The 24,290-nt window shown below is 65.5% G+C and carries 30 protein-coding genes and 2 pseudogenes; 22 read left to right on the top strand and 10 right to left on the bottom strand.

Going from position 1 to position 24,290, the window contains the following annotated elements; all coding sequences use genetic code 11:
* Window positions 1-210: 210 nt before the first annotated feature.
* Together MBELCI_RS15010 and fnrL are read left to right on the top strand one after the other, a co-directional pair.
* The gene (locus MBELCI_RS15010) at window positions 211-684 is read left to right on the top strand and encodes an RrF2 family transcriptional regulator (protein ID WP_021695104.1); all 474 of its coding nucleotides are present in this window, start codon (window positions 211-213) and stop codon (window positions 682-684) included.
* Window positions 685-740: 56 nt separating this feature from the next.
* On the top strand, window positions 741-1,466 hold the full coding sequence (fnrL, locus tag MBELCI_RS15005) for a transcriptional regulator FnrL (protein WP_021695103.1): 726 nt from the start codon (window positions 741-743) through the stop codon (window positions 1,464-1,466).
* 3 nt (window positions 1,467-1,469) lie between these two features.
* On the opposite strand, the gene MBELCI_RS15000 is transcribed toward fnrL, so the two are convergent.
* Entirely contained in the window at window positions 1,470-2,291 is an 822-nt protein-coding gene (locus MBELCI_RS15000; protein WP_235047657.1) for a universal stress protein, read from the bottom strand.
* A gap of 106 nt (window positions 2,292-2,397) precedes the next feature.
* On the opposite strand from MBELCI_RS15000, the gene MBELCI_RS19500 reads away from it, so the two are divergent.
* The 12 genes and pseudogenes from MBELCI_RS19500 (at window position 2,398) to MBELCI_RS14960 (ending at window position 10,281) form a co-directional block, all read left to right on the top strand.
* A complete protein-coding gene (locus MBELCI_RS19500; RefSeq protein ID WP_081698615.1) occupies window positions 2,398-3,855 on the top strand; it encodes a heavy metal translocating P-type ATPase in 1,458 nt (485 codons plus the stop codon).
* Complete coding sequence (locus tag MBELCI_RS19495) at window positions 3,855-4,187, top strand: HAD family hydrolase (RefSeq protein ID WP_021695100.1); 333 nt, start codon at window positions 3,855-3,857, stop codon at window positions 4,185-4,187. Before MBELCI_RS19500 ends, MBELCI_RS19495 begins: the two co-directional genes overlap by 1 nt.
* Before the next feature lie 190 nt (window positions 4,188-4,377).
* The gene (locus MBELCI_RS19485) at window positions 4,378-4,827 is read left to right on the top strand and encodes an HAD-IC family P-type ATPase (RefSeq protein WP_021695099.1); all 450 of its coding nucleotides are present in this window, start codon (window positions 4,378-4,380) and stop codon (window positions 4,825-4,827) included.
* A pseudogene (ccoS, locus tag MBELCI_RS14990) lies at window positions 4,824-4,970 on the top strand (cbb3-type cytochrome oxidase assembly protein CcoS); the annotation flags it as partial. The gene MBELCI_RS19485 and the pseudogene ccoS, both read left to right, overlap by 4 nt.
* 56 nt (window positions 4,971-5,026) lie before the next feature.
* Complete coding sequence (ccoN, locus tag MBELCI_RS14985; RefSeq protein WP_021695097.1) at window positions 5,027-6,679, top strand: cytochrome-c oxidase, cbb3-type subunit I; 1,653 nt, start codon at window positions 5,027-5,029, stop codon at window positions 6,677-6,679.
* Window positions 6,680-6,683: 4 nt separating this feature from the next.
* Window positions 6,684-7,469, top strand: a complete 786-nt coding sequence (gene ccoO, locus MBELCI_RS14980; RefSeq protein ID WP_021695096.1) for a cytochrome-c oxidase, cbb3-type subunit II — start codon at window positions 6,684-6,686, stop codon at window positions 7,467-7,469.
* Between the two features lie 2 nt (window positions 7,470-7,471).
* Window positions 7,472-7,642, top strand: coding sequence for a cbb3-type cytochrome c oxidase subunit 3 (locus tag MBELCI_RS20085; RefSeq protein WP_021695095.1), 171 nt, complete (start codon window positions 7,472-7,474; stop codon window positions 7,640-7,642).
* Window positions 7,633-8,088: a cbb3-type cytochrome c oxidase N-terminal domain-containing protein gene (locus tag MBELCI_RS21325; protein WP_200861290.1), complete on the top strand. Its 456-nt coding sequence runs from the start codon at window positions 7,633-7,635 to the stop codon at window positions 8,086-8,088. The genes MBELCI_RS20085 and MBELCI_RS21325 overlap by 10 nt, the downstream gene beginning before the upstream one ends.
* A complete protein-coding gene (gene ccoP, locus MBELCI_RS21320) occupies window positions 7,992-8,504 on the top strand; it encodes a cytochrome-c oxidase, cbb3-type subunit III (protein ID WP_235047658.1) in 513 nt (170 codons plus the stop codon). Before MBELCI_RS21325 ends, ccoP begins: the two co-directional genes overlap by 97 nt.
* Window positions 8,501-8,689, top strand: a complete 189-nt coding sequence (locus tag MBELCI_RS14970) for a hypothetical protein (RefSeq protein ID WP_021695093.1) — start codon at window positions 8,501-8,503, stop codon at window positions 8,687-8,689. Before ccoP ends, MBELCI_RS14970 begins: the two co-directional genes overlap by 4 nt.
* Window positions 8,683-9,564, top strand: coding sequence for a DUF2189 domain-containing protein (locus tag MBELCI_RS14965; RefSeq protein ID WP_021695092.1), 882 nt, complete (start codon window positions 8,683-8,685; stop codon window positions 9,562-9,564). The genes MBELCI_RS14970 and MBELCI_RS14965 overlap by 7 nt, the downstream gene beginning before the upstream one ends.
* 147 nt (window positions 9,565-9,711) lie before the next feature.
* Window positions 9,712-10,281, top strand: coding sequence for a flavodoxin domain-containing protein (locus MBELCI_RS14960; protein ID WP_021695091.1), 570 nt, complete (start codon window positions 9,712-9,714; stop codon window positions 10,279-10,281).
* Here the strand turns inward: MBELCI_RS14960 and MBELCI_RS21315 are convergent.
* The 3 genes from MBELCI_RS21315 to MBELCI_RS14945 form a co-directional block, all read right to left on the bottom strand.
* Window positions 10,273-10,614 (bottom strand): hypothetical protein, encoded by a 342-nt coding sequence (locus tag MBELCI_RS21315; RefSeq protein ID WP_045320271.1) that lies wholly within the window; start codon window positions 10,612-10,614, stop codon window positions 10,273-10,275. The genes MBELCI_RS14960 and MBELCI_RS21315 overlap by 9 nt on opposite strands.
* Before the next feature lie 514 nt (window positions 10,615-11,128).
* Window positions 11,129-11,389, bottom strand: a complete 261-nt coding sequence (locus tag MBELCI_RS14950) for a hypothetical protein (RefSeq protein WP_131505565.1) — start codon at window positions 11,387-11,389, stop codon at window positions 11,129-11,131.
* A 72-nt stretch (window positions 11,390-11,461) separates the two neighbouring features.
* Window positions 11,462-12,361, bottom strand: coding sequence for a LysR family transcriptional regulator (locus MBELCI_RS14945; protein WP_045320270.1), 900 nt, complete (start codon window positions 12,359-12,361; stop codon window positions 11,462-11,464).
* Between the two features lie 88 nt (window positions 12,362-12,449).
* Between MBELCI_RS14945 and MBELCI_RS14940 the strand changes: the two genes are divergently transcribed.
* Window positions 12,450-13,172, top strand: a complete 723-nt coding sequence (locus MBELCI_RS14940) for a DUF4386 domain-containing protein (RefSeq protein ID WP_021695088.1) — start codon at window positions 12,450-12,452, stop codon at window positions 13,170-13,172.
* Between the two features lie 23 nt (window positions 13,173-13,195).
* Entirely contained in the window at window positions 13,196-13,909 is a 714-nt protein-coding gene (locus tag MBELCI_RS14935; RefSeq protein WP_021695087.1) for an NAD(P)-dependent oxidoreductase, read from the top strand.
* A 109-nt stretch (window positions 13,910-14,018) separates the two neighbouring features.
* Here MBELCI_RS14935 and MBELCI_RS14930 read toward each other — a convergent pair whose 3' ends face one another.
* On the bottom strand, window positions 14,019-14,723 hold the full coding sequence (locus MBELCI_RS14930) for a helix-turn-helix transcriptional regulator (protein ID WP_045320269.1): 705 nt from the start codon (window positions 14,721-14,723) through the stop codon (window positions 14,019-14,021).
* 64 nt (window positions 14,724-14,787) lie between these two features.
* Between MBELCI_RS14930 and MBELCI_RS14925 the strand changes: the two genes are divergently transcribed.
* A complete protein-coding gene (locus MBELCI_RS14925) occupies window positions 14,788-15,396 on the top strand; it encodes a glutathione S-transferase family protein (protein ID WP_021695084.1) in 609 nt (202 codons plus the stop codon).
* Between the two features lie 153 nt (window positions 15,397-15,549).
* On the opposite strand, the gene MBELCI_RS22730 is transcribed toward MBELCI_RS14925, so the two are convergent.
* The gene (locus tag MBELCI_RS22730; protein WP_369385473.1) at window positions 15,550-16,017 is read right to left on the bottom strand and encodes an alpha/beta fold hydrolase; all 468 of its coding nucleotides are present in this window, start codon (window positions 16,015-16,017) and stop codon (window positions 15,550-15,552) included.
* A gap of 112 nt (window positions 16,018-16,129) precedes the next feature.
* Here MBELCI_RS22730 and MBELCI_RS14915 point away from each other — a divergent pair, with 112 nt between their 5' ends.
* The 5 genes from MBELCI_RS14915 (at window position 16,130) to MBELCI_RS14895 (ending at window position 19,732) form a co-directional block, all read left to right on the top strand.
* On the top strand, window positions 16,130-17,140 hold the full coding sequence (locus tag MBELCI_RS14915) for an AraC family transcriptional regulator (protein WP_045320267.1): 1,011 nt from the start codon (window positions 16,130-16,132) through the stop codon (window positions 17,138-17,140).
* 99 nt (window positions 17,141-17,239) lie between these two features.
* Window positions 17,240-17,605 (top strand): YMGG-like glycine zipper-containing protein, encoded by a 366-nt coding sequence (locus MBELCI_RS14910; RefSeq protein ID WP_021695081.1) that lies wholly within the window; start codon window positions 17,240-17,242, stop codon window positions 17,603-17,605.
* 199 nt (window positions 17,606-17,804) lie between these two features.
* Window positions 17,805-18,173 carry a hypothetical protein gene (locus tag MBELCI_RS14905; protein ID WP_045320266.1) on the top strand — a complete coding sequence of 123 codons (369 nt, stop codon included), beginning with the start codon at window positions 17,805-17,807 and terminating at the stop codon, window positions 18,171-18,173.
* 16 nt (window positions 18,174-18,189) lie between these two features.
* The gene (locus MBELCI_RS14900) at window positions 18,190-18,918 is read left to right on the top strand and encodes an SDR family oxidoreductase (protein WP_235047656.1); all 729 of its coding nucleotides are present in this window, start codon (window positions 18,190-18,192) and stop codon (window positions 18,916-18,918) included.
* A gap of 133 nt (window positions 18,919-19,051) precedes the next feature.
* Entirely contained in the window at window positions 19,052-19,732 is a 681-nt protein-coding gene (locus MBELCI_RS14895) for a hypothetical protein (protein WP_021695078.1), read from the top strand.
* 95 nt (window positions 19,733-19,827) lie between these two features.
* Here MBELCI_RS14895 and MBELCI_RS14890 read toward each other — a convergent pair whose 3' ends face one another.
* The 4 genes and pseudogenes from MBELCI_RS14890 to MBELCI_RS14875 form a co-directional block, all read right to left on the bottom strand.
* Complete coding sequence (locus tag MBELCI_RS14890; RefSeq protein ID WP_021695077.1) at window positions 19,828-20,322, bottom strand: P-loop nucleotide/nucleoside kinase family protein; 495 nt, start codon at window positions 20,320-20,322, stop codon at window positions 19,828-19,830.
* Between the two features lie 18 nt (window positions 20,323-20,340).
* Window positions 20,341-20,631, bottom strand: a complete 291-nt coding sequence (locus tag MBELCI_RS14885; RefSeq protein ID WP_235047655.1) for an anthrone oxygenase family protein — start codon at window positions 20,629-20,631, stop codon at window positions 20,341-20,343.
* A 45-nt stretch (window positions 20,632-20,676) separates the two neighbouring features.
* Window positions 20,677-22,371 (bottom strand): hybrid sensor histidine kinase/response regulator family protein, encoded by a 1,695-nt coding sequence (locus MBELCI_RS14880; RefSeq protein ID WP_081698614.1) that lies wholly within the window; start codon window positions 22,369-22,371, stop codon window positions 20,677-20,679.
* An 836-nt stretch (window positions 22,372-23,207) separates the two neighbouring features.
* A pseudogene (locus tag MBELCI_RS14875) lies at window positions 23,208-24,252 on the bottom strand (tyrosine-type recombinase/integrase).
* Window positions 24,253-24,290 lie beyond the last annotated feature (38 nt).

The following is a 24,290-nucleotide window of genomic DNA, read 5'->3' as shown; positions in this document are numbered from 1 at the left end:
CCAACTTCGCGACACGACCCTTAGGCATATGCCTAAGCCTCCATGGTTATGCCTGAGTGTCCGGTCGAAACGGGGGCCAGTTCACCCCGTTACCGAAGTCCTGAGCCTAGGCGTTCGAAGCAGCGTGTGGTGCAGAACGACGCCCGTTCGTCTTTGAAATCGTTTTAAGGCCTTCTATACATTCATATGAAATGCATCTAATGATGCATCATGAAACTCAGCCATCATTCCGATTATGCGCTGCGCACCATGATCCAGCTTGCCACGTCCGGTGACGAGTTGGTTTCGATCCGTCACATCGCCCAGACCTACGGCATCTCGCACAACCACCTGATGAAGATCGTACAAGGCCTTGGCCGTGCGGGGTTTATCGAGACGGTTCGAGGACGACATGGTGGATTGCGGCTGGCGCGCCCGGCCAGCGAGATAAGCCTCGGGGCCCTGGTGCGCCATACTGAGGGCGAAAACGGTCTGGTGGACTGCACAGGTTGCCTGATCGCGCCTGCTTGCGGCCTACCCAGTGTTTTGGCCGAGGCGATGCAAGCGTTCCTTGCGGTGCTCGACGGCTATCGGCTGAGCGATGTTGCAAGCCGAAGCCATATGCTGCGCGCCCTGTTCGACATCCCCACTTCCGCCGCGCCATCGCAACACGCACTTGATCCAGCGCAGTGCCATACAAATTGAACCGTGATCAGCCCGCTTCGAAAACTACCAATACCTCGACTTGAAGAAAGACCTTCATGCCGCACAGATTGAACCTTCGCTGCACCGATTGTGGCATCCGTCACCGCGCGGTCTGTGCGCGCTGCGACGAGACCGAACTGGCTCAACTGGAACAGATCAAGGTCTACAGGCGCTACGAAGCCGGACAGAAGATTGCCTGGGCTGGCGATCCCATGAGCTTCGTCGGCTCGGTCGTCTCTGGCGTCGCCACGCTGTCGCAGACCATGGAGGATGGTCGTATCCAGATGGTCGGTCTGCTGTTGCCCTCGGATTTCATTGGCCGGCCCGGTCGTGACAGTACGATCTACGACGTTACGGCGGCGAGCGCCGTCACCTTGTGTTGCTTTCGCCGTGCGCCGTTCGAGCGGCTACTCCGCGATACGCCACATGTCGCAGAGCGGCTTTTGGAGATGACCCTCGATGAGCTGGATGCTGCGCGTGACTGGATGCTGGTGCTCGGCCGCAAGACCGCACGCGAGCGCATAGCCAGCCTGCTGGCTTCGGTTGCCCGACGCGAGGCCAGCTTCGACATGGCACCCAAGACCCACGACATCCGGCTTGAGCTGCCGCTGACGCGGGAGGCGATGTCGGAGTATCTCGGATTGACGCTCGAAACGGTGAGTCGACAGATCAACCAACTCAACCGGGATGGCGTGATCGAACTGGACGGCAAGAGACGGGTCCATATCCCCGATCTCGCTCGTCTCGACGCCGAAACCGGGGATGGCTCGATGCGGGCCTGATCCCTACCGGGCCAGGATCAGCGGGATCTGCGGCACGCGTAGCATGTCGCGGGTGGTGCCGCCGAACAGCGCCTCGCGCAGTCGCGAATGGCCGAATGCGCCCATGACCATCGCCTCTGCGCCTGTCTCGAACCCATGACGGGACAAGATGTCGGAGATGCGCGGCCGGCTGCGCGAAAGAACATTGATTTCTACATGCACGCCGTTCCGAGCCAGAAAGAGCGCAAGATCTCCGCCCGGGTCCGAACGATCGCCGTGGCGGATATCAGGATCGACAACGACCACATCGACGAGTTGCGCACGCCGGAGCATTGGCAAGGTGCTGCGCACAGCCGCCAACGCCTCTCGGCTGCCATCCCAAGCCACCGCGATGCGGGTTGGAGCGCGGGCGATTTCGACACCTTCCTTCGGCACCACGATCACCGGCAACCCACCCACGAAGAGCGCGGCTTCCAAAACTGCGACCTGCGATGACCGATCCTGCGTATCATGAGGCGCTGCGGCGACGATCCAGTCGGCAAACCGTATCACCGGGGGCAGTTCGCTGCCGACCGACCCTTCGCGAAGTGTCTGCCGACAGAAGGCGACATTGCAGCGGTGTTTCGGAACGATCGGTCGTAGTTCGGCCTCGAGTGCTTCGGCGCGGGCAAGGGCGGCGCCATCGTCCGGCCAGCTGATCGGTACGACCGATCCCATGGCAAAGGCATCGGGGGCAGGGCTTTCGAAGCCGATGCAATGGATATCGAGATGCGTGTCCTCCGTATCGCTCATGGCGAGCCCGGTGAGGATTGCGCCGTGATCGAGGGTGGAGTCGGTGGCGAGCACGGCGACGGTTCCATGGGGCATGGCAGTCTTTCCTTGAAGTGACAGCCGCGATGTAAACGCATCCGACGGACGGACACTTTGATGTCGATCAACTCGTGTGCGCCGCATGACATGGATCTCCAGGTTCTTCTGCCGCAAAGCGAAAACCGACTGCCAGTTTGATCTGGATCAAATTACCTCCGGTCGATCGATGCCACACCCCGAGAATACGGGTGCCCATGGGTGCGCGTGCATCTCGGCCGAAGTACGGGCCGCAACTCCCAGCTTCGGCTGGCGTGTAAGGATCCGAAAGACCGCGATGAATCTGAACTTCGACCAACATACGCCGGCGGCCGATGAGCGGGCGCGCGCTGAGCGGCAGGCAGTGGTCCGCCCGACCCTCGAAGGGCAGGGGGTCTGTCTCCTATCGCTCCCCGGACTGCGCTGCGGTGGCTGCGTGGCGAAAGTCGAACACACGGTGGGCGCATTGCCCGACGTCGTCTCGGCACGGGCCAACCTGACGCTGAAGCAACTGCGCGTGACGCTGGCGGGGGCGACAGACGACCCGGCACCGGTGCTCGACGCGCTTGCCACGCTCGGCCACGACGCGCAGCTCCTCGATCTCGATCGGCCCGCGCTGACGCAAGAGGCGTCGAGCGCGCGGCTTCTGCGGGCCATCGCAGTGGCGGGCTTCGGCGCGATGAATATCATGCTGCTGTCGGTTGCGGTGTGGTCGGGCGCAAGCGGGACCCTGCGCGACACCTTCCACATGATTTCGGCGCTGATCGCGCTCCCGGTGGTGGCCTATGCGGGCCAGCCGTTCTTTTCATCGGCGCTCGGGGCATTGCGGGCCCGCCGTCTCAACATGGACGTGCCGATCGCGCTGGCGGTGGTTCTGGCACTGGCACTGAGCCTGTTCGAAACGGCGCGGGGCGGCGAAGAGGTATTCTTCGACGCCGCCGTGACGCTGCTCTTTTTCCTGCTCACCGGCCGCTATCTCGACCAGCTGATGCGCGACCGCGCCCGGAGCGCCGTGACCGGATTTGCCAAACTCGCGTCCAAGGGGGCGATGCTGCGGACCCCCGATGGCGGACAGGTCTGGCGGCCCGTCGAGGAAATCGTGCCAGGCATGATGCTGGTCGTTGCCGCAGGTGAGCGATTGGCGGTCGACGCGCGGATCCGGCAAGGGGCGACCGATCTCGACCGCTCGATCGTCACCGGCGAGTCGATGCCAGTCGCCGCCGGGCCAGGCTGCGATCTCGAGGCCGGAACGCTGAATCTCACCGGCGAGATCGAGGTCGAGGTGCTGCGCCCCGCCGCGACGTCGTTCCTGGCCGAGATGATGCGCATGCTGGGCGCCGCAGAGAGCGGGCGCGGCGGCTATGTGCGCATCGCCGACCGTGCGGCGCGGCTCTATGCGCCGGTCGTGCATCTCCTGGCGCTCGTGACCTTCGCAGGCTGGCTCTGGGTCACGCGCGACTGGCAGGCTTCGGCCTTTGTCGCGATCAGCGTGCTGATCATCACCTGTCCTTGCGCACTCGGCCTCGCGGTGCCGGTGGCGCATGTCGTGGCGGCGGGCGCCTGATGCGCGACGGTGTGCTGATGAAGGACGGCGCGGCGCTGGAGCGGCTGGCCGAAATCGACCGCGTGGTGTTCGACAAGACCGGCACATTGACCACCGGCCTGCCGAGGGTGGGCGCGGGTCCTGAAAGTCTTGAGGAGCGGGCCATTGTTCGGGCCCTCGCGGAACGGTCGCGCCACCCGGCGGCCCGCGCCATCGCAACGCAGATCGACGCGGCGCCGGTGAAGGCGGAAAAGGTGAGCGAGTACCCCGCCTTGGCGTCGAAGGTGTCGTGTTGGGCCGCCGTGTGCGTCTGGGTCGCCTGTCATGGGTTGCCGAGATCGCAGCCGGCTTGATGCCCGAAACCGGCCCGGCCTTCGCCGTCGAGGGCCAGAAAGCCAGCGGGTTCGAACTCGATGAGACGCTACGCTTGGCAGCCCGCGAGGCGGTGGCGGATCTTGAGGCCGCGGGTTTGCCAGTCGCGCTCCTGTCAGGCGATGGGGAGGCGCGTGTCGCACGGGTCGCGGCCGAGATCGGGATTGCGAGGTGCATCACGACGCGACGCCCGCCGACAAGGTGACGCTGCTCGAAGGACTGCGCGATGCGGGCCACCGCCCGTTGATGGTCGGCGACGGGCTGAATGACGCCGCGGCGCTGGCGGCGGCACATGTCTCGATGGCCCCGGCGAGCGCTTCGGAGGCGGGCCGGACCGCCGCGGATTTCGTGATCCTGCGCGATCGGCTCGACGCGGTTCCGGCGACGGTTCTCGTGGCACGGGCCACGGCGCGGATCGTGCGGCAGAACTTCGCGCTCGCCATAGCCTACAACTGCATCGCCATTCCGCTCGCCATAGCGGGGCTGGTGACGCCATTGATCGCCGCGCTGGCGATGTCGGGCTCCTCGATTCTCGTCATCGGCAACGCACTGCGGTTGAACGGCCGCATCGCGCGCCCCACGCCCCGGCCCGAGCCGCAAGCCCTGATGATGCCGGCATGAGCGTTCTGGCTTTCCTGATCCCTGTCACGCTCGTCATGGGCGCCCTCGGCCTCGCGGCCTTCTTCTGGAGCCTGCGCAGCGGCCAATACGAGGACCTGACTGGCGACGCCGAGCGCATCCTGTTCGACGCTGACGACACACCGCTGACACCGCCGCGCACCTCTTCGCGCCGCGACACGACTTCGAAGGAGACGACGAAATGATATCGAGCTTGACCCAAGCGGAACGCGGGGCGGCGATGCTGATCACGCTGGCCGGCATGGTGGCGGGCCTCGCCATGGCCGCGGCGGGGCAGGGCGACCCGATGGGCGCGCATGGCTGGATCGTCTTGCTTTTCTTCGCCTTGTTCTTCGGTCTCTTGGCCCGTGCCGCTTACGGGTCCGACGAGCTCGAGGACCGCAGCCTTGCCTATTACGACGACCCGACCAAGGTCGGCATCCTGCTGTCGCTCGCATGGGCAGTGATCGCGATGGGCATGGGGGTGTGGGTCGCGGCGCAGCTGGCCTGGCCGGATCTGCGCTTCGACGCGGCATGGTCGGGCTTCGGGCGGCTGCGCCCGGTGCACACTTCGGGCGTGATCTTCGGCTTTGGCGGCAATGCGCTGATCGCCACCTCGTTTCACATCATGCAGCGCACCTCTCGCGCGCGGATGCCTGGTCAGGTTGCGCCGTGGTTCGTGCTTTTCGGCTTCAACCTGTTCTGCCTCATCGCGGCGAGCGGCTACCTGATGGGTGTTACCCAGTCCAAGGAATACGCCGAGCCCGAATGGTATGCCGACATCTGGCTGGTGGTTGTCTGGGTGGTCTACTTCACCCTCTACATCCGCACGCTGGCGCGCCGCCGCGAGCCGCATATCTACGTCGCCAACTGGTATTATCTCGCCTTTATCCTTGTCGTGGCGGTGCTGCATATCGTCAACAATCTCGCGGTGCCCGCCTCGTGGACCGGGGCCAAGAGCTACTCGGCCTTCTCGGGCGTGCAAGACGCGATGACCCAGTGGTGGTACGGGCACAACGCGGTCGCGTTCTTTCTGACCTCGGGCTTTCTGGGCATGCTCTATTACTTCCTGCCCAAGCGCGCCGAGCGGCCGATCTATTCCTACCGGCTGTCGATCCTGTCGTTCTGGGGGATCACCTTCTTCTACATCTGGGCGGGCTCGCACCACCTGCACTACACCGCGCTGCCGCACTGGGTGCAGACGCTGGGGATGACCTTCTCGGTGATGCTGCTGGTGCCGTCCTGGGCCAGCGCCGGGAACGCGCTGATGACGCTCAACGGCGCTTGGCACAAGGTGCGCGACGATGCGACGCTGCGCTTCATGATGGTGGCGGCAGTGTTCTACGGCCTGTCGACCTTCGAGGGGTCGTTCATGGCGATCCGTCCGGTCAACGGGCTGTCGCATTACACCGAATGGACCATCGGGCACGTCCATGCGGGCGCGATGGGCTGGGTGGCACTGATCACTTTCGGCTCGATCTACGCTCTGGTGCCGGGCCTGTGGCGGCGCGAGACGATGTACTCTTGGAAGGCGGTCGAGTGGCACTTCTGGATCGCCCTTGCGGGGACCGTCATCTACGTCTTCGCGATGTGGAACAGCGGCATCATCCAAGGGCTGATGTGGCGCACCTACGGTGAAAGCGGCACGCTGCGCTACTCCTTCACCGACAGCCTCGTGGCGATGCATCCCTATTACGTGGCCCGCGCCTTTGGCGGCCTGCTGTTCGTGACCGGCGCGATCATCGGCGCATGGAACGTGGTGATGACGATCCGCCACGTGCCGCGGCAGGTGCCAGAGCGCGACCATCCCACCACGTCCGAGACCATGGAGCCGGCGCTGCCGGCCGCGGAGTGATCCGATGAAGACATTTCTCAAACCCCTGCTGAAACCCTTCGCCGCCTTCTTCGAGGGCCACGCCAAGGCGCATTACCGGCTCGAGCGGCATTCGCTCGGCCTCACCGCAGCGATCATCGTCGCGGCCGGCATCGGCGGCTTCATCGAGATCGCGCCGCTCTTCACCATCGACGAGACGGTCGAGGCGGCACCCGACATGCGGCTTTACACGCCGCTCGAACAGGCCGGACGCGACATCTATATCCGCGAAGGCTGCTACGCCTGCCACAGCCAAATGATCCGCGCCCTGCGTGATGAGGTCGAGCGCTACGGTCCCTATTCGCTGGCCGCAGAGTCGCAATACGATCACCCTATGCTTTGGGGCTCAAAGCGCACCGGGCCGGATCTCGCCCGGCTGGGTGAGAAGTATTCCGATGACTGGCACGTGCGTCACCTCGTCGATCCACGCGCGCTGGTGCCGGAATCGGTGATGCCGCACTACGCCTTCCTGCTCGACGCGGGGCTGGATGTTGAAAGCCTGCCCGACAGATTGGCGGCGTTGCGCGCGGTCGGTGTGCCCTACAGCGACGAAATGATCGCGTCGGCCTCGGCCGACGCGATCGGACAGGCGCTGCCCGACACAGACCGTGCCGACGGGGTGTTCGACCGCTACGGCGAGGAGACCGCCGTGCGCCTGTTCGACGGCAGCGCCGACAGGGTGAGCGAGATGGATGCGCTGGTGGCCTACCTGCAGGTCCTCGGGCGGCTCACCGATCTGCCTGCGCAAATCCAGCCCGTACCGGAGGGATGAGCATGGAAATCTCGCACGAGCTGTTCGTGGGCTTCTCGAAGTCCTTCGGGCTTTTCTACCTGATCGCGCTGTCGGTCGGCATCACGCTCTACGCCTTCTGGCCGTCCCTTGGGGGCCGGTTCGACAAGGCGGCGAAGAGCATTCTGGACGATGAGGACGGACCATGTCGGTAAAGGACCGCGACCCGCTGACGGGTCATCAGACCACCGGGCACGAGTGGGACGGGATCACCGAGTTGAACACCCGCGTGCCCCGCATCGTTTGGATCGCCATCATCGTCACCCATGTCTGGGCGCTTGCCGTCTGGATCTTCCTGCCCGCCTGGCCGCTGGTGTCGAGCTATACCAAGGGTGTCCTGGGGATCGATCAGCAGGAAGAGGTCGAGCAGGACATCCTGCGTGCCGGCCTTGCAAGGAGCGACTGGCTTTCCGCGATTGACGAGATGCCGATCGAGGAAATCCGCGCCGATCCCGAATTGATGTCGCGGATCGCGGGCACGGCCCCGGCGCTGTTCGGCGACAACTGCGCGCCTGCCACGGCGCGGCAGCGACCGGCGGGCCGGGCTTTCCGAGCCTCGTGGACGCGGCGTGGCTCTGGGGCGGTGACGCCGAAACCGTGATGGAGACGCTGCGCGTCGGCATCAACGCGCAGCATCCCGACACGCGTTGGGCCCAGATGCTGGCTTTCGGACGGGACGGGATCCTGTCGCGCGGCGAAATCCGCAGCGTTGCAGGCTACGTGCAGTCGCTCTCTGGTGCCGAGGTTGCCCCGGAGGTCCTCGAGACCGGGACGACGGTCTTCGCCGACAACTGCGCCAGTTGTCACGGCGCCGATGGACGAGGCAACACGGACCTCGGGGCGCCGAACCTAACGGATGACTTCTGGATCTATGGCGGTGACGCAGCGTCGATCTACCGCACGATCTGGGACGGGCGACAGGGCGTGATGCCGAGCTGGGAGGAGCGCCTGAGCCATGCGGATCGCAAGATGCTGACGGTCTACCTGCAAGAGTTGGCCGGGGAGGGCGCGCCATGACCGTATTCGCTGGATCGCTGTCACGGACACGCCTTGTCGGTGTCGCGCTGGGTCTCGCGGTGATCGCCGTCTTTGCCGCGGCCAACGCTCACCTGATCGCCGTTTCCTTTGCCTCTCAGCCCGACTGTGTCTTGTCCACCAATCAGGAAGGCGCCGCGTTCCGCGCGGCGAAACCCGCATGCTGAGCAACCGCACCGATCCGCCGCCGCCCGACAACCCGCATGCCGGGGGCGCCATTCCCAAGGTCGTGCCGCCCTTGCCGACCCCGAACCCCCGCGCCCGCAGCTTGCCCGCACGCACCGCGTTCGGCTGGTTGCGCGCAGGTTGGGACGATCTGCGCGCCGATCCCGCACCAAGCCTCGCCTACGGGGGCGGGGTCTTCGTGTTGTCGGTCGCGGTCGTCTGGCTGCTGCTTGGGCTGGGGCTCGATTATGCGCTGTTTCCGGCGCTGGCAGGTTTCATGGTGGTCGGTCCGCTTGTCGCCAACGGCCTATACGAAAAAAGCCGCCGGCTCGAACAGGGGCAACGGACGACTCTGGTCAGAATGATCTTCATGTGGCCCCGGTCGGGTCATCAAGCGCTGTTCATGGGGGTCCTGCTTCTCGGCTTGTTCCTGTTGTGGATGCGCGCGGCGGTGCTGATCTATGCGCTGTTCTTCGGCATCTCCCCGTTTCCCGGGATTGAAGATATCGTTCCGATGCTGCTGCTGACACCGACGGGCTGGGCGCTGCTACTGGTCGGTGGCGCGGTGGGCGCGCTCTTCGCCGCGTTCGCTTTTGCGATCAGCGTGTTCGGCGTACCGATGTTGCTACAGGAAAAGACCGACGCGCTTTCGGCGCTTGGGATCAGTATGGCGATGGTCTGGAACAATATGGTCGTGATGCTGGTCTGGGGGGCGATCGTGTTTGCGCTTTTTGCAGCAAGCGTCCTGACGGCCTTCGCGGGGCTGATCGTCGTATTCCCGGTCTTGGGTCATGCCACGTGGCATGCCTACCGCGCGATCCGCGCCGATGATCGGCAGGCAGGCGAAGCTGAACGGATGTTCATCCGACCGGCCTGAGCCCGCCAATCCCTTCTGTGGGCGTCCCGTCCACAGGAGGGCGCGAACCGCGCATGGTTTGATCTCGAACAAGGCGGGGCAAACCCGGCGAGCGCATGATGCCGACACCGGTCATGAACGGCCCGTGCCCGCAACAGGAGATCCGCAATGAAGGTCGTCATTCTCTTTGCAAGCCTTGAAGGGCAAACTCGAAAGATCGCACATTTCGCGCAGGACATGCTGCGCAAAGCGGGCCACGAGGTCGCCTTGTTCGATGTCGCGGACAAGACGGTCAGTATCGATCTCGAAAACGCCGACAGGATCATTCTCGCCGGGTCGGTCCACGAAAGACGCCATCCCATGGCGCTCGAGGTCTTTCTTGCCGCGCATCGGCACGCCTTGGAGACGCATCCGACGCTGCTGATCTCCGTCAGTCTCAGCGCCGCTTTCCCCGAAGGTCTCGAAGAGGCAGAGGATTACCTGGTGGAAATGATGATGCGCACACGCTTCACGCCGAGCTATCGAGCACTGGTCGCGGGCGCCGTCCGCACCAGGAAATACGACTACTTTGCGCGGCAGGTGGTGCGGCACGTCGTGTTGCGCGGACGCGACTACGATCCGAATGAGGAAGAGCACGAATTCACGGATTGGGCCCGCTTGGAGAGGACCCTGTGGGATTTCATGTCGCCGCGATTGATCGAATCCATAGCGCCGGAATCTGAGTCTGTTTCAGGCTGAGCCAGAGATCCGACGCAGGCGCGACAGGTCCTTAGCTTTCGCTGGCTTCCGTGATGATCCAGTCTCGGAATGCCTGAATCTCGGGCCGCAGCGCCAACGCGCGGTCGATGACAAGGTGATGTTGGAGGTCCGAGACTGTAACCTCCTCGATTGCGACAGCGGGCCAGCCTCAAGCCCGATCGCCTCGACGGGCCACGGCAGGTCCCGCAGGAACGCGATGAACGCCTCAGGCTCGCTGACGATCTGTCCCCGCTTTATGACCTGCCCATGCTCGTCGAGCATGCAGACTAAGGAGCTTGCGAACGAAACATCAATGCCGATGAAGGTCTTCATGCCGTCCTCCTCTGGGATGTGTAAGCGCCAGCCTATCCGGTCTTGGCCGCCCCATGACGACATTTGGAAACGCTCGCGCCAGTCTGCGACGATCCCATCGTCAGCCTGCCTGCCGCGCAGACGGACTGATCAGCTCGGCCCGCCGAAGCCCGTTGGGCCACCAAGAGCTACACCACGTCGGGGGACACGATCGGTCTGCTGTGCGGACCATCCGGCCGTTCGCTGCGAGAGCTCGATTTGCGCTGCGGCTGCGAAGCACTTGGGAAAGAGGACGGATAGCAGCCATTCGCCGCAGTCCGGGCCGAGGTCCGCAGTGCGGACCTTCCTGCCGTTCGCCGCGAGTACTCGATTTGCGCTGCGGCTGCGAAGCCCCTCAGGATAGAGGGCAGAAAGCAGACATGCTGGGCTGCGTCATCGCGATTGCGGAAACAACCTTCCAAGCCGACATTCGCAAAGGCGTATTTGCTTTTGACCGGTGAAATCGCACAGTATCGCTGACTACGATCGCTACTCGTCAAAGCTGAGAGAGATCATGGGCCCGCATATCGCGTCCCTGCCCAAAGCCGGTCCTTCCGTTTTGCTGAACTTTGAGGTCAATACGGTCGGGGCGCGCGGCTGAACGCGCGAAATCCTCAATAAAACATGAGCTTCCCACATGCTGCACCTGCTCGATGTCCACGATGCGTTCTGCCTCGCGCGACTGCGCGACCGCGATGTGCGAGGCGATCATCCCTCCACTGTCTCGGACGCGCAGTTCCGGCAGAATGCTGACCACTTCGTCGCGCCGACTTCGCGCGGGAGATCGAGATCCGGCTGCACGGCTCGGAGCGATACCTGACAGCCAGCCTCAGGCGCTGAAGCCGTCCGCCAGCGCATCGAAGACCACCCGCAGGCGGCGCGACCGCGCGATATCGCGGTGTGCGACGAGCCAGATCGGGAATGCGATCGGCTCGAACCCCGGCACGGCGCGCTCGACCGTCTCGTCGGCATCGCCGATGCGATCGTCGAGGATGCCGACCCCCATCCCCTTGCGCACCATCTCCCACATCACTGTGAAGTTGCGGCAGCGATAGGGAAAGTTGGCCTGATCGAGCGAGAAGCCTTGCGTGTTGAGCAGGCGCATGAGGCTGTTGTTCGCGTCGATCTCGATGAAATCGGCGGCATTGTATCCCGCCGCCAAGCCGGGCCGCCCGAGCCTGTCGAGATAGGCAGGCGTCGCGTAGAGCCGCGCCATCGCGTCGCGGACCTTGCGCGCGATGAGGTCGGGTTCGGTAGGTCTGACGTTGCGCACCGCGATGTCGGCCTCGCGGCGCGACAGGTCCGACAGGTCGTTCGAGACGACGATCTCGATGCGGATCCTCGGCTCGGCGGCGTGCAGCCGTTTGAGGATCGGTGGCAGCAGGTAGCTGGCATAGGCGTCCGAGGCCGAGATCGCCACCTCGCCCTCCAGCGCCTCAGTCTGACCCCATGCGGCCAGAGACAGGGCACGCGCGCCTTCCCCCATGAGCCGGGCGTGCTCGAGAAGCTCGTGTCCCGACGGCGTCAGGCGCAGGCCCCGGCCGGACCGCTCGAACAGCGCAACGCCAAGCTCGGCCTCCAGCGCCTCGACCTGACGGCCCAGCGTCGGCTGCGCCAGCTTCAGCGCGCGGGCGGCGGCGGAGAGCGAGCCTTCCTCGGCCGTGACGAGAAAGGCCCGGGCCCGGTTCCAGTCGAAGGTGACGCTGCGCCAATCCATACGGATCTGCATATCAGCTCGACAAGACCGGTCAATTCTCTGCAAGGGCAGGTGGGCGTAGGATGGGAGCAGTCCGCAGCTATCGCCAGGAGGTGCTCTCATGCTCTCTTTTCACGATCCATCCTCCCGCGCCTACGCCCGCCTGACCGGGGCGATTTACCTCGTCATCGCCTTTGCAGGGGGCTTTTCGATCCTCTACGTGCCGGGCGCGCTGAACGTCGCGGGCGATCCGGCGGCGACCTTCGCCAACATCGCCGAGAGGCGCGGCCTGTTTCACGCGGGCCTCGTGGGCGACGTGGTGATGATGACCGCCGAGGTATTCGTCTCGGTCATGCTCTACTTCATGTTTCGCCCGGTGAACGCGACGCTGTCGCTTGCCGCGTCCTATGCGCGGCTGATGATGGTGGCTGTCATGGCGGCGATGCTGTTCTTCCATGCCGGATCGCTGGCGCTGGCCGATGGCCGGCTGCCGCTTGACAGCTTCAGCACAGCGCAACGCATCGAGCTGGCCGGCCTGCTGCGCCATGTCCACGACGCGGGCGTCTGGATCTGGCAGGTCTTCTTCTGCCTGCACCTGATCCTTCTGGGCACGCTGGTTTTGCGCTCGGAGCTCTATCCACGAGCCTTGGGCTTTGGGCTGATCGTCGGCGGCACGGGCTATCTCGTCGACAGCGTGCAGATGTTCGCCCTGCCCGGCGCCGCGACGCTGGAGGCGGTCAAGATCGCGCTCTTGCTCGTCGTGACGCTGGCCGAGATCGGCTTTGCGCTGTGGCTGCTGTTGCGCGGCCCGCGCGCCCGTGCGTCGCATCCCATCTCGGCCTGACCCATATCGAAAGGAGACCCCCCATGAAACGCATCTGCATCGTCGGCATTTCCGGCAAGCTCGGGCAGTACATGACCGAACACGCGCTGGCCCTCGGCTACGAGGTCACCGGCGTCTGCCGCCCCAAGAGCGCCGGCAAGCTTGAGCGGTTCAAGGGCCGCATCACCGTGCATCCCGGCCGCACCGACGACCGCGCGGTGATCGCCAAGGCCACGCAGGGCTGCGACGGCGTGCTGGTGGTCCTCGCGCCTTGGGGCGTGCAGGACTACGCTTCGGGCACGGCGCGCGCCGTGCTCGACCTCGCCCCGCCCCATGTCCGTCTGGTCTTCTCCTGCGGCTGGCATATCAGCCGCGACGGCAAGGATCGCTACGGCTGGAAGATCCGCGCGATCGTCAGCTTCGGCACGCCGATCCTCAGGGCGCTGCGCCTTGTCGATATCGACGATCAGGTCCGCGCGACGGATCTCATTTTTGCCTCGAACCGCGACTGGACGGTGGTGCGCGGCTCGGATCTCGAGGAGGGGCCGAGCGAGGGTCTGCCGATCTGGGCCCGGCGTGTAGGCGATCCGCGCCTTGCGAGTAACCTGACACGGCGCACCGATTTCGCGCTTTTCATGGTGGCGGCGCTGACCGATCCGGCGCTGATCCGCGAGGCCCCCGCCATCACCGGGTGCAACGGTGCCTCGGTTCGGGCAGGTGGGTCCGCTGCCGCCGGGGTTTTGCCGTCGGTACACTGAGGCGGAGCCCCTTGTTGAACACCGGTGAGACGGTGGAGGGCCCTGTCGCCGCCATCGTCTCTTCGGTGCTGTTGCGAATGGCGGCGCGAAGAGAACGGCAGGGTCGCGCTCAAGCTTTCGCAGGGGGCCCCGAGGCGGCCCGCCGCGCCGCGTAGTCGCGCAGCAAGGCCACGCGCCGGGGCCTGAAGCTTCGCCCGCTGAGGCGGGCGTTCTCGATCCCCTTGGCGTGAAAGACGCGCCAGTCCTGCCGCAGGCAGCACCAGACCAGCACCATCAGCGTGCCGTCCGAATAGCTGATCCCGAGGGGCCAGACCTCGCGCTCGGTGACCCAGCCCTTGAGGTCGCGATACGAGACGTCGAGCGCCAGCTCCTCCCAGCAGGCGCGTCGCAGAAGCGCCATGTCCACGGGCGGCTCCACGCGCGCAGGTGGCGAACGAAAGCTGCGCAGGACGGTGTGCATGGCTTGGCGCGATTGATCGTCGGCCAGCGTCGCGATGATCCGGGCAAGCGCCGAACGGCCCGCGTCCTCCAGTGCCGCGTCGCCCGTCTGGCGCAGCTCTCCCACGGCAAGGACCAGCGCCTCGATCTCCAGCCGCGAAAAGCTTTGCGGCGGCAGGGCAGGGTCCTCGGTCAGCCGGTAGCCGACCCCGGCCTCGCCATCAATGAGGGCGCCGCCCGCGCGCAGCGTGGCGATGTCGCGGTAGAGCTGTCGCGGCGACACGCCCGTTTCCGCCGCCAGCCGCATGGCGGTGACCGGGACAGGCAAGCGGCGCAGCGCGTCCATCAAACGCATGAGGCGGTCGGTCCGGGCCATGCTGACACAAACTGTCAGCAGGCGGGGCATATGACAAGGCATCACATCCAGTCAGGAGCCTCCCATGCCGACCCTTTATCACGCCCCGCAGTCCCGCTCGACCTCCATGCTCGTGCTGATCGAGGAGATGGGCATCGCAGAGCATATCGACGTGATCGACGTCTCGGTCGCGCGTCAGGATGGCAGCGGTGGCCCAGACCCGCGCAATCCGCATCCGGAGGGCAAAGTGCCCTATCTGACCGACGGCGAGGATCATGTGCGCGAGCGCGGGGCCATCGTCGCCTATCTGACGGACAGGTTTCCCGAGGCGGGGCTCGGTCGCCCTGTCGGTCATCCGCAGCGCGGGGCGTTCCTGAGTTGGCTGTTTTATTACCAAGGCGTGATGGAGCCCGTGCTGGTTCTCGACTGGGCGAAGATCGACCATCCCGCCCTGCACGCGACCTTCCGCGATCTGGACGCCGTCTTCGCCCGGCTGGCCCATGCGCTGGACAGCCAGCCCTATCTTCTTGGAGAGGATTACTCGGCGGTCGACCTGCTGCTGTCGAGCCCATTCCAGTGGATTCCCAACGCGATGCCGGAACAGCCCACCCTCCGGGCCTGGATCAGGCGCTGTGCCGATCGTCCGGCACTTAAAGCCGTCATGGCGCGGAAACGGGAAGCGCTGCCTGTTTAGGTCCGCAGCGCGAGATCAAGGTTGTTCGGGCGGGCGAATACTGTCCGGGCAGAGATTCCTTCACTGTGCTGCTCCCGCGCGGGCTGCGGAAGAGCGCAGCGCGCTGGATCTTTAAGTCGGCAAGTCCTTCCGTATCAAGGAAGCTGGGCTTGATCAGAACGGCGCGGGAGACCGCCTCTGGTCGGTGGCCAAGATAGGCTGTCGCCAGCATCGCCCCAGGAATGGCCGATCAGCACCGACAGGGCCTTGGCCATGCGCCGCGATCAGTGCGTCAAGGTCGGCGAGATGATCGCTCACGCCCAAACGATCCGGCGCCACCCGCTCCGACAAGCCCGCACCGCGCTGGTCGTAGAACAGGACACGGTGCGTCTCATTCAGCCCCTTCAGTGCCAGCAGCGAGCGATGATCGCCGCCGGGCCCGCCATGCAGAACGACGAAAAGCGGCGCACTTTTCGGGACGGCGACGCGGCCATGCAGCACGACACCCTCACCTTCGAGACGTGACGGGGAGGGATCGCCGGTCACGGTGGCCGGCACCTCCGGGGACCCCCGCGTGATCCACAGGAGAGTGGCAAAGGCCAAGGCGGAGAGACCGTGGAGGGCGGCGATCGGTGCAGTCATGGGGCGCAGCATAGGGGTTGTCCCGGCGTCATGTCTCAAGACAATCTGCCAGCGCCGGTTCGGCGACGACATGACCGGGCGCATCGAGATCCTGACCCGAGGAGACTGCCGCATGTCCGATCAGACCATGGCCGCCGGTTTCGCGGCCGCGTTCCTCGATTATGCGGTGGCCGAAGGGGTGCCTCGAGACAGCTTGCTGGCGGCGTCGGGGCTGACGGCGGAGGATCTGGCCGATCAGGACACACGCATCCCGGTCGCCTCCTACCAGACGCTCATCGCCGCGGGGGTCGAGACGACAGGGGACACGTCGCTGCTATTGCGCCACGTCCTTGAAACCCGGCTCGAGACGATGTCGATCGTCGGCCAGATCGTGCATGCCTCCTCCTCCTTCCCGCACAGCCTGGACCAGTTGAACCGCTATTCGCGCCTCATGACCGACGTGCCGATCCCCGGGGGACGGGACCGGTTCGAACTGGTGCGGGACGCGGACGCGGTCTGGCTGGTGGACCACCGCCCCTGCGACGGCAGCTGGATGGCCACGGAGGCGAGCTTCGCGCGGTTCATCTCCGAGTTCCGTCGATCCGCGCCGGAACACCCGTTCGAGCGGGCGCTGGAGGTGACTTACGCCCCACCGCCGCATGCCAACCGCTACCCGCAACTCTTCAGGGTGCCAGTCACGTTCCACGCGGCGCGCAACGCGCTCCGGATCAATCCGGTCTGGCTCGACGCGGCGTTCGACGGCGGCAAGGACTACGTCTTCGGCATTTTCACGCGCCATGCGGACGCGCTACTGGACGAGCTTGCGACGCATGATACCGTGCGCTCTGCCGTCGAGACACGGATGCTTGCGGAGCTGCACGAGGGCACGCTGTCGATGGACCGCATCGCGCGCGATCTCGGCATGAGCCGGCAGACGCTCTACCGCCGACTGAAGGACGAAGGCGTCACCTTCGCGCAGGTCCATGACGACCTGCGCCGCCGAATGGCGATGGATTACCTGAGCGCAGGCAAGGTGTCGGTCGGGGAAACGGCCTACCTTCTGGGCTTTTCGGAAGCCTCGGCCTTCGTGCGGGCGTTCCGGCGCTGGACCGGCGCCAGCCCCACCGCGTGGTGCGGCGATTGATGCCGCAGGTCAAACCGCTGATCCCTGCGGTCATGCCGTCGAGCGGCGCGGACAGATAATTTCTCTTTCGACACCCTTGGTCGTCGAAGGAGACACGACATGAAACCGATGCTGATCGCTCCCCTGTGCCTGACCGCCTTGCTGGCGGCCTGCGCCGACATGGGTGCGGATGTGGACCCGATCCTGGACGGCGCGCCGCGCGCGCAGTTCCAGAGCGACCTCGCTGCCTGCCGAAGCCTTGCCCGAAGCCAGTCACAGCTGGACCACGAGACGATGGCCGCAGCTGCCATCGGGGCAGGAATGGGCGGCGTGCTGGGCGAGATCGACGACGAGGGCGACGCACTGGGCGGGGCCGTCGTCGGCGCGCTGGCGGGCGCCGCGGCGGGCGCGTCCGCGGCAAGCGACACCCGCGAGGATATCGTTCTGAATTGCCTGCGCGGCCGCGGCCATGCGGTCGTGAACTGAGGGAGGAAGCCATGCATGATGTCCGCACCCGCATGGAGGGCCTGCACCACCTGCTGACCGGGGGGACGGTCCACCCGACAGAGCGGCGCGCGTCTCCGCCCCGGCACCTGTGGGGCGATCTCGGCCTACCCGAGGGGAGGCCGCACAGCTCGCGGCGATCCCGTCCGGCGCGCCTGCTGCGGTGGTGAGAGACCGGTCCATGAGCCAGATCCTCGCCTTTGCCTATGCCGGGCTGACCGCACTGCCCATGCTGATGCACCTGGGCGTCGCCGCCGGTGCCCCGCTCGGCCGCCTGACGGTCGGCGGCCGCTTTCCCGGCCGCCTGTCGTCGGCTTGGCGGGCGCTGGCGCTGGTCCAGGCCGCGCTGCTCGCAACCATGGCCGGGGCGGTGCTCGCCAGGGCCGGCATCGGCGCGGCGCCGCTGGCGCCTCTGTTCTGGCCCGCCCTCGCGCTCACACTGCTGTCGCTCGCTGCGAACGCCGCCAGCCCGTCGCGCCCGGAGCGCCTGCTCTGGACGCCGGTCCTCTTCCTCATGGCCGCCGCCGCGCTTGGCGTCGGCCTGTCATGAACACCGGAGACGATCCATGAACGTTCTCGTTGCCGGCGCGACCGGCTATCTCGGGCGCTTTCTGTGCGCCGAATACGCGCGGCGCGGCCACCATGTCACCGCGCTGGTCCGCGACGCCGCGCAGGCCGGGAGCTTGGCCGATCTCTCGGTCGAGGCCGAGGCCACCCGGCCCGAGACGCTCGAAGGGATTATGGATGGCGTGGATCTCATCGTCTCGTCGCTTGGCATCACCCGGCAGGCCGACGGGCTCGGCTACCGGGAGGTCGACTTCCAGGCCAACCTGAACCTGCTGCGCGAGGCCGAGGCCGCGGGCGTCGGACGCTTTGCCTACGTCCATGTGCTGAACGCCGATGCCATGACGGACGTGCCGCTTGTCGATGCCAAGAGCGCCTTCGTGGACGCGCTCCATGCCTCCGACATGCCCGCGACCGTGATCGCGCCCACCGGCTACTTCTCGGATATGGGCGAGATCCTGACGATGGCGCGCAATGGCCGCGTCTGGCTGTTTGGGGGCGGGGCGCATCGCCTCAACCCCATTCATGGCGCCGATCTGGCGGTGGCCATCGCCGACGCGACCGACGCCGGGAGGGGCTGGGCCGAGATCGGCGGCCCCGACGTGATGACCCAAGGCGAGATCGCCTGCGCCGCCTTCGCCGCCCTCGGGATCAAGCCGCGCATCACCTATCTGCCGGACGCCTGCGCCGGACCGGGCTCGCCGTCCTGCCGCTCCTGCCGCGCCACGTGAGCGGCCCCGCGCGCTTCTTCCTGACCGCGCTCGGAATGGACATGGTCGCGCCCCGCTTCGGGACGCGGCGCCTCACCGAACACTTTGAAACCCTCGCCGCAGAAGCGGCTCGCCAACCGAAAGGACTCCGCTCATGACCCTCCGCATAGCCGGCGGCCTCGCCGCCCTGATCTGCGCCGCAACCTACCTCTTTGGCTTCGCTATGCTTGTCACCGTGCTCGCCCCGTTGGGCTTCGGTTCGGACGAGATCGACGTCGCTGCCGTCGTGGCCTTCATCGCCGAACGGCCGGGCGTGCTGATCGCCTGGAACACCCTGATCTACGTCGTGAACGCGCTTGCGCTCGCGGTTCTCGTCGTGGCGCTCTGCCGGCAGATCGCCAGTTCGCGGCCCGACGCCGCCGCCCTGACCGGGGCGATCGGGCTGATCTGGGCCACCCTCGTCCTCGGGGCCGGCATGATCGCAAATGTCGCCGTCGAACGGACACATGCGCTTGCCGCCGATCCGGCGGCCGCGGCCTCCCTCTGGCAGACGCTGCACGCGGTCGAACTGGGCCTCGGCGGCGGCAACGAGATCGCCGGCGGCGCATGGATCCTGGCGGTCAGCCTCGCCGGGATTGCGAGCGGTCTCCTCGGCCGCGTCACAGCCGGGATCGGCGCAATCAGCGGCTTCGCCGGGCTCGTGACCATCCTGCCGCCGCTCGGAGAGACCGCCGGCGCTGTCTTTGGCCTTGGCGCCATCGCGTGGTTCGTTGCCGTAGGTATCGTGCTTCTGAGGGGCGGCCGAACGACGTTCGTGAAGGGGGTCAGCGCATGACATCGCTTCGGACCCTGACCTTCGCTTGCGGCCGTATCTCCAGCCTTCGCTGAGCCGGGGAACCCGCCTTTACTGTCAAACGGCAGGGCTGGTCATCAGGTCGCTACCGGGTGGACCTGAACTGCGAACCCCTCGTCCGGCGCAGGTGGCACGAAATGGCGTGAGATCTGCCGGAACTGCGCCTCGGTCACGGCGAAGGGATGCAGGCCCGCGTCGTTCCGGGCCCTCAGCCGCGCGAGGCAGACCTCCTCGGGCACGTCAAGCAGGTGGAGCACATGCGCAGCCTCCGTTCCGTCGAGAAGGCCGCGCATCCAGGATCGCGCTTCGATGGTGTTCGCCTGGAAATCAAGGACCACCGAGACTCCCGCGTTCAAAAGGTCCGTGACATGCGGGCCGACGATACCGCGCAACAGGCCGGCGCAGCGGACGTAATCGTCGATCGACCTCAATTCCTTGCGGTAGAGGCCCGAGAGCCAGTGGTCCTCGCGGATGACCACGGTCCCGGGGCGGCGGCCGAGTTCGGTGGCGAGCGTGGACTTGCCTGAAGCGATCCGACCGCAGAGCAGGTGAAGGGTCGTTTGCTCGGCCATGTCTGGTCCCCTGTTGCGTTATGCAGGTTGCGACTGGGACAGCGTCGTCAATCCGAAGAGCAGAAGCGCCGCCGACAGACCGCAGGCGATTGTCCGGACCGTGTTCCAGAAAGTCCAGCGCGGCAGGTAGGTGCCGGTCCAGTAGCTCTGGGTGGACGCCTCTGCCAGGTCCATCCCGGCCAGCGCCTCGTTCATTGGCACGTTGAAAACCACCGTGACGGCGAAGCAGCCGAGCAGATAGACGAGACCGGCCGTGGCGATCAGCATTGCCGGAAGGCCGTCGAGCCGGAGCGCGGCATGGGTGATCAACACCAGCTTGCGCGATCGCGTCCGGGAGGAGAATTCTGCCGATCTTCAGGACAAAGTGGTGTCTATGACGGGCAATAATATCTGCACCCGCGTTCCGTGGTCGAGTTCGCTGGTGACGACGATATCTCCACCAACCTCCCGCGCGAAACGTCGGGTCTGATAGAGGCCGAGGCCGGTGCCTTGCGCACCTTTCGTGGTCGTAAACGGCTGGAACAGGCTGGACAATGTTTCCTCCGAAATGCCCTGTCCGGTGTCCTCGACCTGAATGGACGCGTAGCGCCCGGGGAGAAGCCAGGGATGTTCGTCGAGTTCGACCACCCTCGTCGAAACGACGAGCTCGCCACCTTCGGGCATGGCCTGTGAGGCGTTGACTGCGAGATTCATGAGAGCAGCGTCGAAGAGCGCGCGGCTCGTTTCCACGCTTGCTTCGCCGGCCTCGAGATCAAGAGACAGCGTAACGCCCGGCCCGGTGCTGCGGCGTAGCAGGGCCTTGAGGGAGCGGATCTGCGCATCCGGGCTGAACGTGCTCGTGCGCACCTCCTGATCCTTGGCGAACCGGAGGAGGTCGGAGGTAAGCCCGACGCCGCGATCCTTGGCCTCCTCAATTCCTCGAAGCAGGGCCTCGTTGGGGTCTCCCCGACGCAGCATGCGCACTGCGGAGTCGATCACCGCGAGGATGTTCTTGAAATCGTGCGCCACTCCACTCGTCATGAAGCCGATGGTCTCGAGTTTCTGCTGCATCACCGCCTTCTGGCGCTCGACCTGTTGCTCGAGCCGCCGGCGCGCCAATGCAGAGTAGAGCAGCAGTATCAACGTGATCGTGACGACGTCGGCGAGAACGACGATCCAGAGGGTCCGGCGCCAATCGACCAGCGCGTCGCTGTGGTCAAGCGCGACGGCGACTACCAGAGGGAACTCACCGAAGCGCTCGAACCCAACCATGGCCGGGCGCTCGGTGAGCGGGTTGATGGTCTGGTAAACTCCGCTCGATGTCTCGGCCAGGTCGGGCGAGAACAGCTGGATGTCTTTGACCTGTTTTCCGTAGTTGTTGGGCAGTGAGGGAATGCTCGCAACAAGCGTCCCGTCCGCATGAAACAGGGCTACCACGTCGCGCGGCTTGAGCTCGAGGCGGCCGTAGGTTCGCTCGATGAAGATTGGCTCAAGCGCCGCGACCACGACCCCGGCGAATTGGCCATCCGCGGTCTCCAGACGACGCGCGACAGGAACGAACCAGCGGAGAACCGACCGGCTGAGGATCGGGCGGCCGACGAAAAAATCCCGGTCGGGGTCGTCGCGCAGGACGCTGAAATACCGCCTGTCGGAGAGTGAGACACGCGGCGTTTCCGGGTAGTCGGTGTCGTGGCTTATGTAGCCGTCCGCTCCAATAACGAAGAGCGCACGCACTGTCTCAAGGCGTTCGTCGAGACCGCGAATGAACGTGCGAAATTCCGGGTCATCTTGTGGCAGATCCTCGCGTTCGAGTCGCGCGGCGATCGCACGCAGTGCCAAGTCAGTCGAATCCAGCGCGGTCCTGCCTTGCTGCGCAAGTAGTGCGGCAATGTTCGCCGCCTCGATTCGGACGTCGGCCTGCTCAGCGCGCCTCGCGTCCAGCACGATCCAGATCGAAGCCATCAGTAGCGTCGCAATCGCGACCGCCAAGCCGAGCTTAAGGTTCCGCGCATCGCCCGCGAAACGGCGGCTCATCTGGCCGGCAAGTCGACTGATCGCTCGTGTGTTCATTAAACGAACCTACACGGCATGCGCGGCCACTACGCAACATCATACTCACTGGGAGGTATCAGCCAAGAGGTCGTGAGCCACGCTGATCGAACAAGACGTCTCGTGTCGACCCGGTCGCTGAACTCGTTTTCCTACCCTGCGGTTCTCGGAGCGACCTGTGAGGTGCTTCGGACAAAGGCTTGGACGAACGAGGGTCGCAACGGTCGAGAGTCAGCTGAAACTTGACCGGACAAGTTCAGCCCCGGGAGCGCATGTGCTATTCGTCGAGCACCGTGCGACCTACAATAGAACACAAGGGCGCAGGCGGCGGTCTTTGAAGATCAAAATATGTCGGCTTTCGAGAGCTCAATACAGTTGCTGCCCGCGTCCCTGTGCGGGCGCGCCGGCGCAGCAGAAAACAAGCAAGCGCAGTGAATAGTAGTAAAGTCCGCAATGGGCTCGCGATAGAAGCGTCAGCTCAGATAAAATGTTGCCAGCCGGACAGGGCCACGGCGCTAAAAATCATCAAAGAGGTGGTAATGAGGCCCAGCCCAGACGCACGCATTTTGCTATCCCGATCCAAGATGCGGACCAGCAGCAGGCAGAAGAGCGGCACCAGGAGCCAAGTCCAAGGGGCAGCGCCAAACAGATCGGGAGATACGGTTTTCATGCCAGCCAAATATATTGGCCCGATGCTGTACGCACCTGCGCAAAGGGCGAGCCGAAGGAGCCAAAAGAATAGATTTGAAGTTGTCTCTCACTCGCCTTCATGGCGTGGTAGCTCTGCTAAGCCGAGAGGATGCGCTCACCGCATCAGACCCAAAGGCTCAATGAAAGGAAGAGCGCTCCAGAGTATCCTATAGTCCCGCTGCCTTGGTCAGGTTCACCCGGAAACGGTCTCGACTGCGCTGGTAGCGTCGGGTCATCTCGGCCGAGGCGTGACCGAGCTGCTTTTGGACATGACGCTCATCGATCTCGGCCGACGACGCCAGCCCCGCGCGCAGCGAATGGCCGGCGAAGAGGGCGCGGCGCTCGGCCTCCGGCAACTCGGGCCGCAATCCGGCGGCCAGTGCCGTGCGCTGCACCAACCGCGCCACGTGGCGGTCGTTCAGGCGGCGCTCGAGCGCGCGGCTGCCGTCCCGGCTGACGGCGGTGAACAGCGACCCGAAGTTGGTCTTCGAAAACGCCCGCCAGCGCTCCAGCGCCCGGACCGGGCAGGTGGCGTCGCTCGAGCCCCGCGCGATCTCGACCTCGCGCCAACCGGTCTTGCCGCGCAGCGTGACCAGCACGCCGGCCTCGAAGATCTCGACCCAGCCGGTGCCGTCCATGGTGTCGTCCTTACCGTGGTCGAGCCCGGTAATTTCGGACCGGCGCAGAGCCCCGGCGAAACCGATCAGCAGCATCGCCCGGTCGCGCAGCCCACGCAGATCGTGCGGCAGCGTCGCGAGCATGGCGCGCAAGTCCTCGGGCCCGATCGCTTCCTTCTGCATCGGCGGCCGCGCGTGACGACGACGGATACCGGCGAGAACGCTGACAATGTGCCGATCGCGGCGCTCAAACCGCAGCCCCCGCTGCGCGTAGCCCCAGCATAGTCCGGCCAGCCGCGCTCGATCGAGGCCACCGAGAGCGCACGCGCCTTCGAAGGCGCGGCAAGATCGGTGATGTAGAGCCCGATCAGCTCCGGCGACGGGGGCAGGGGATCGCGCCGCGCAGCCGGCACCAGCGCGCAAAAGCGGCCCAGTCACGCCCGTAGGCGATGCGGGTGTTTTCGGAGACAGCCTGCTGCGCGTAGCCACGGGCAGTCTCGACGAGCCGGTCGAGGCTGCCAGAGCCGGCGACATGGTCGGGCAGGGCGATCGGCGTATCGGGGTTTTCAGCTGATCCGGTCATGCTGAGCAGCATATCATTATTATGTCCGATAAACCAAGATTATCGGACAT

Origin of the sequence: Limimaricola cinnabarinus LL-001 (assembly GCF_000466965.1) — a bacterium.
Classification (GTDB): Bacteria; Pseudomonadota; Alphaproteobacteria; order Rhodobacterales; family Rhodobacteraceae; genus Limimaricola; species Limimaricola cinnabarinus.
Note: the sequence above shows the minus strand (reverse complement) of the source record. Positions and strands in the feature narration are given on the sequence as shown.

Excerpts from the sequence above, each read along its gene's own strand:
- MBELCI_RS14935 (WP_021695087.1), top strand. The coding sequence starts at position 13,196 with ATGAAACGCATCTGCATCGTCGGCATTTCCGGCAAGCTCGGGCAGTAC.
- MBELCI_RS14965 (WP_021695092.1), top strand. The coding sequence starts at position 8,683 with ATGCTGAGCAACCGCACCGATCCGCCGCCGCCCGACAACCCGCATGCC.
- MBELCI_RS14900 (WP_235047656.1), top strand. The coding sequence starts at position 18,190 with ATGAACGTTCTCGTTGCCGGCGCGACCGGCTATCTCGGGCGCTTTCTG.
- MBELCI_RS21325 (WP_200861290.1), top strand. The coding sequence starts at position 7,633 with ATGTCGGTAAAGGACCGCGACCCGCTGACGGGTCATCAGACCACCGGG.
- MBELCI_RS14960 (WP_021695091.1), top strand. The coding sequence starts at position 9,712 with ATGAAGGTCGTCATTCTCTTTGCAAGCCTTGAAGGGCAAACTCGAAAG.
- MBELCI_RS20085 (WP_021695095.1), top strand. The coding sequence starts at position 7,472 with ATGGAAATCTCGCACGAGCTGTTCGTGGGCTTCTCGAAGTCCTTCGGG.
- ccoO (WP_021695096.1), top strand. The coding sequence starts at position 6,684 with ATGAAGACATTTCTCAAACCCCTGCTGAAACCCTTCGCCGCCTTCTTC.
- MBELCI_RS15010 (WP_021695104.1), top strand. The coding sequence starts at position 211 with ATGAAACTCAGCCATCATTCCGATTATGCGCTGCGCACCATGATCCAG.
- MBELCI_RS14895 (WP_021695078.1), top strand. The coding sequence starts at position 19,052 with ATGACCCTCCGCATAGCCGGCGGCCTCGCCGCCCTGATCTGCGCCGCA.
- fnrL (WP_021695103.1), top strand. The coding sequence starts at position 741 with ATGCCGCACAGATTGAACCTTCGCTGCACCGATTGTGGCATCCGTCAC.
- MBELCI_RS14880 (WP_081698614.1), bottom strand. The coding sequence starts at position 22,371 with ATGAACACACGAGCGATCAGTCGACTTGCCGGCCAGATGAGCCGCCGT.
- MBELCI_RS14910 (WP_021695081.1), top strand. The coding sequence starts at position 17,240 with ATGAAACCGATGCTGATCGCTCCCCTGTGCCTGACCGCCTTGCTGGCG.
- MBELCI_RS14905 (WP_045320266.1), top strand. The coding sequence starts at position 17,805 with ATGAGCCAGATCCTCGCCTTTGCCTATGCCGGGCTGACCGCACTGCCC.
- MBELCI_RS14925 (WP_021695084.1), top strand. The coding sequence starts at position 14,788 with ATGCCGACCCTTTATCACGCCCCGCAGTCCCGCTCGACCTCCATGCTC.
- ccoN (WP_021695097.1), top strand. The coding sequence starts at position 5,027 with ATGATATCGAGCTTGACCCAAGCGGAACGCGGGGCGGCGATGCTGATC.
- MBELCI_RS14970 (WP_021695093.1), top strand. The coding sequence starts at position 8,501 with ATGACCGTATTCGCTGGATCGCTGTCACGGACACGCCTTGTCGGTGTC.
- MBELCI_RS14915 (WP_045320267.1), top strand. The coding sequence starts at position 16,130 with ATGTCCGATCAGACCATGGCCGCCGGTTTCGCGGCCGCGTTCCTCGAT.
- MBELCI_RS14945 (WP_045320270.1), bottom strand. The coding sequence starts at position 12,361 with ATGCAGATCCGTATGGATTGGCGCAGCGTCACCTTCGACTGGAACCGG.
- MBELCI_RS21315 (WP_045320271.1), bottom strand. The coding sequence starts at position 10,614 with ATGAAGACCTTCATCGGCATTGATGTTTCGTTCGCAAGCTCCTTAGTC.
- MBELCI_RS19500 (WP_081698615.1), top strand. The coding sequence starts at position 2,398 with ATGACATGGATCTCCAGGTTCTTCTGCCGCAAAGCGAAAACCGACTGC.
- MBELCI_RS22730 (WP_369385473.1), bottom strand. The coding sequence starts at position 16,017 with ATGACTGCACCGATCGCCGCCCTCCACGGTCTCTCCGCCTTGGCCTTT.
- MBELCI_RS14930 (WP_045320269.1), bottom strand. The coding sequence starts at position 14,723 with ATGGCCCGGACCGACCGCCTCATGCGTTTGATGGACGCGCTGCGCCGC.
- MBELCI_RS19495 (WP_021695100.1), top strand. The coding sequence starts at position 3,855 with ATGCGCGACGGTGTGCTGATGAAGGACGGCGCGGCGCTGGAGCGGCTG.
- MBELCI_RS14940 (WP_021695088.1), top strand. The coding sequence starts at position 12,450 with ATGCTCTCTTTTCACGATCCATCCTCCCGCGCCTACGCCCGCCTGACC.
- MBELCI_RS14890 (WP_021695077.1), bottom strand. The coding sequence starts at position 20,322 with ATGGCCGAGCAAACGACCCTTCACCTGCTCTGCGGTCGGATCGCTTCA.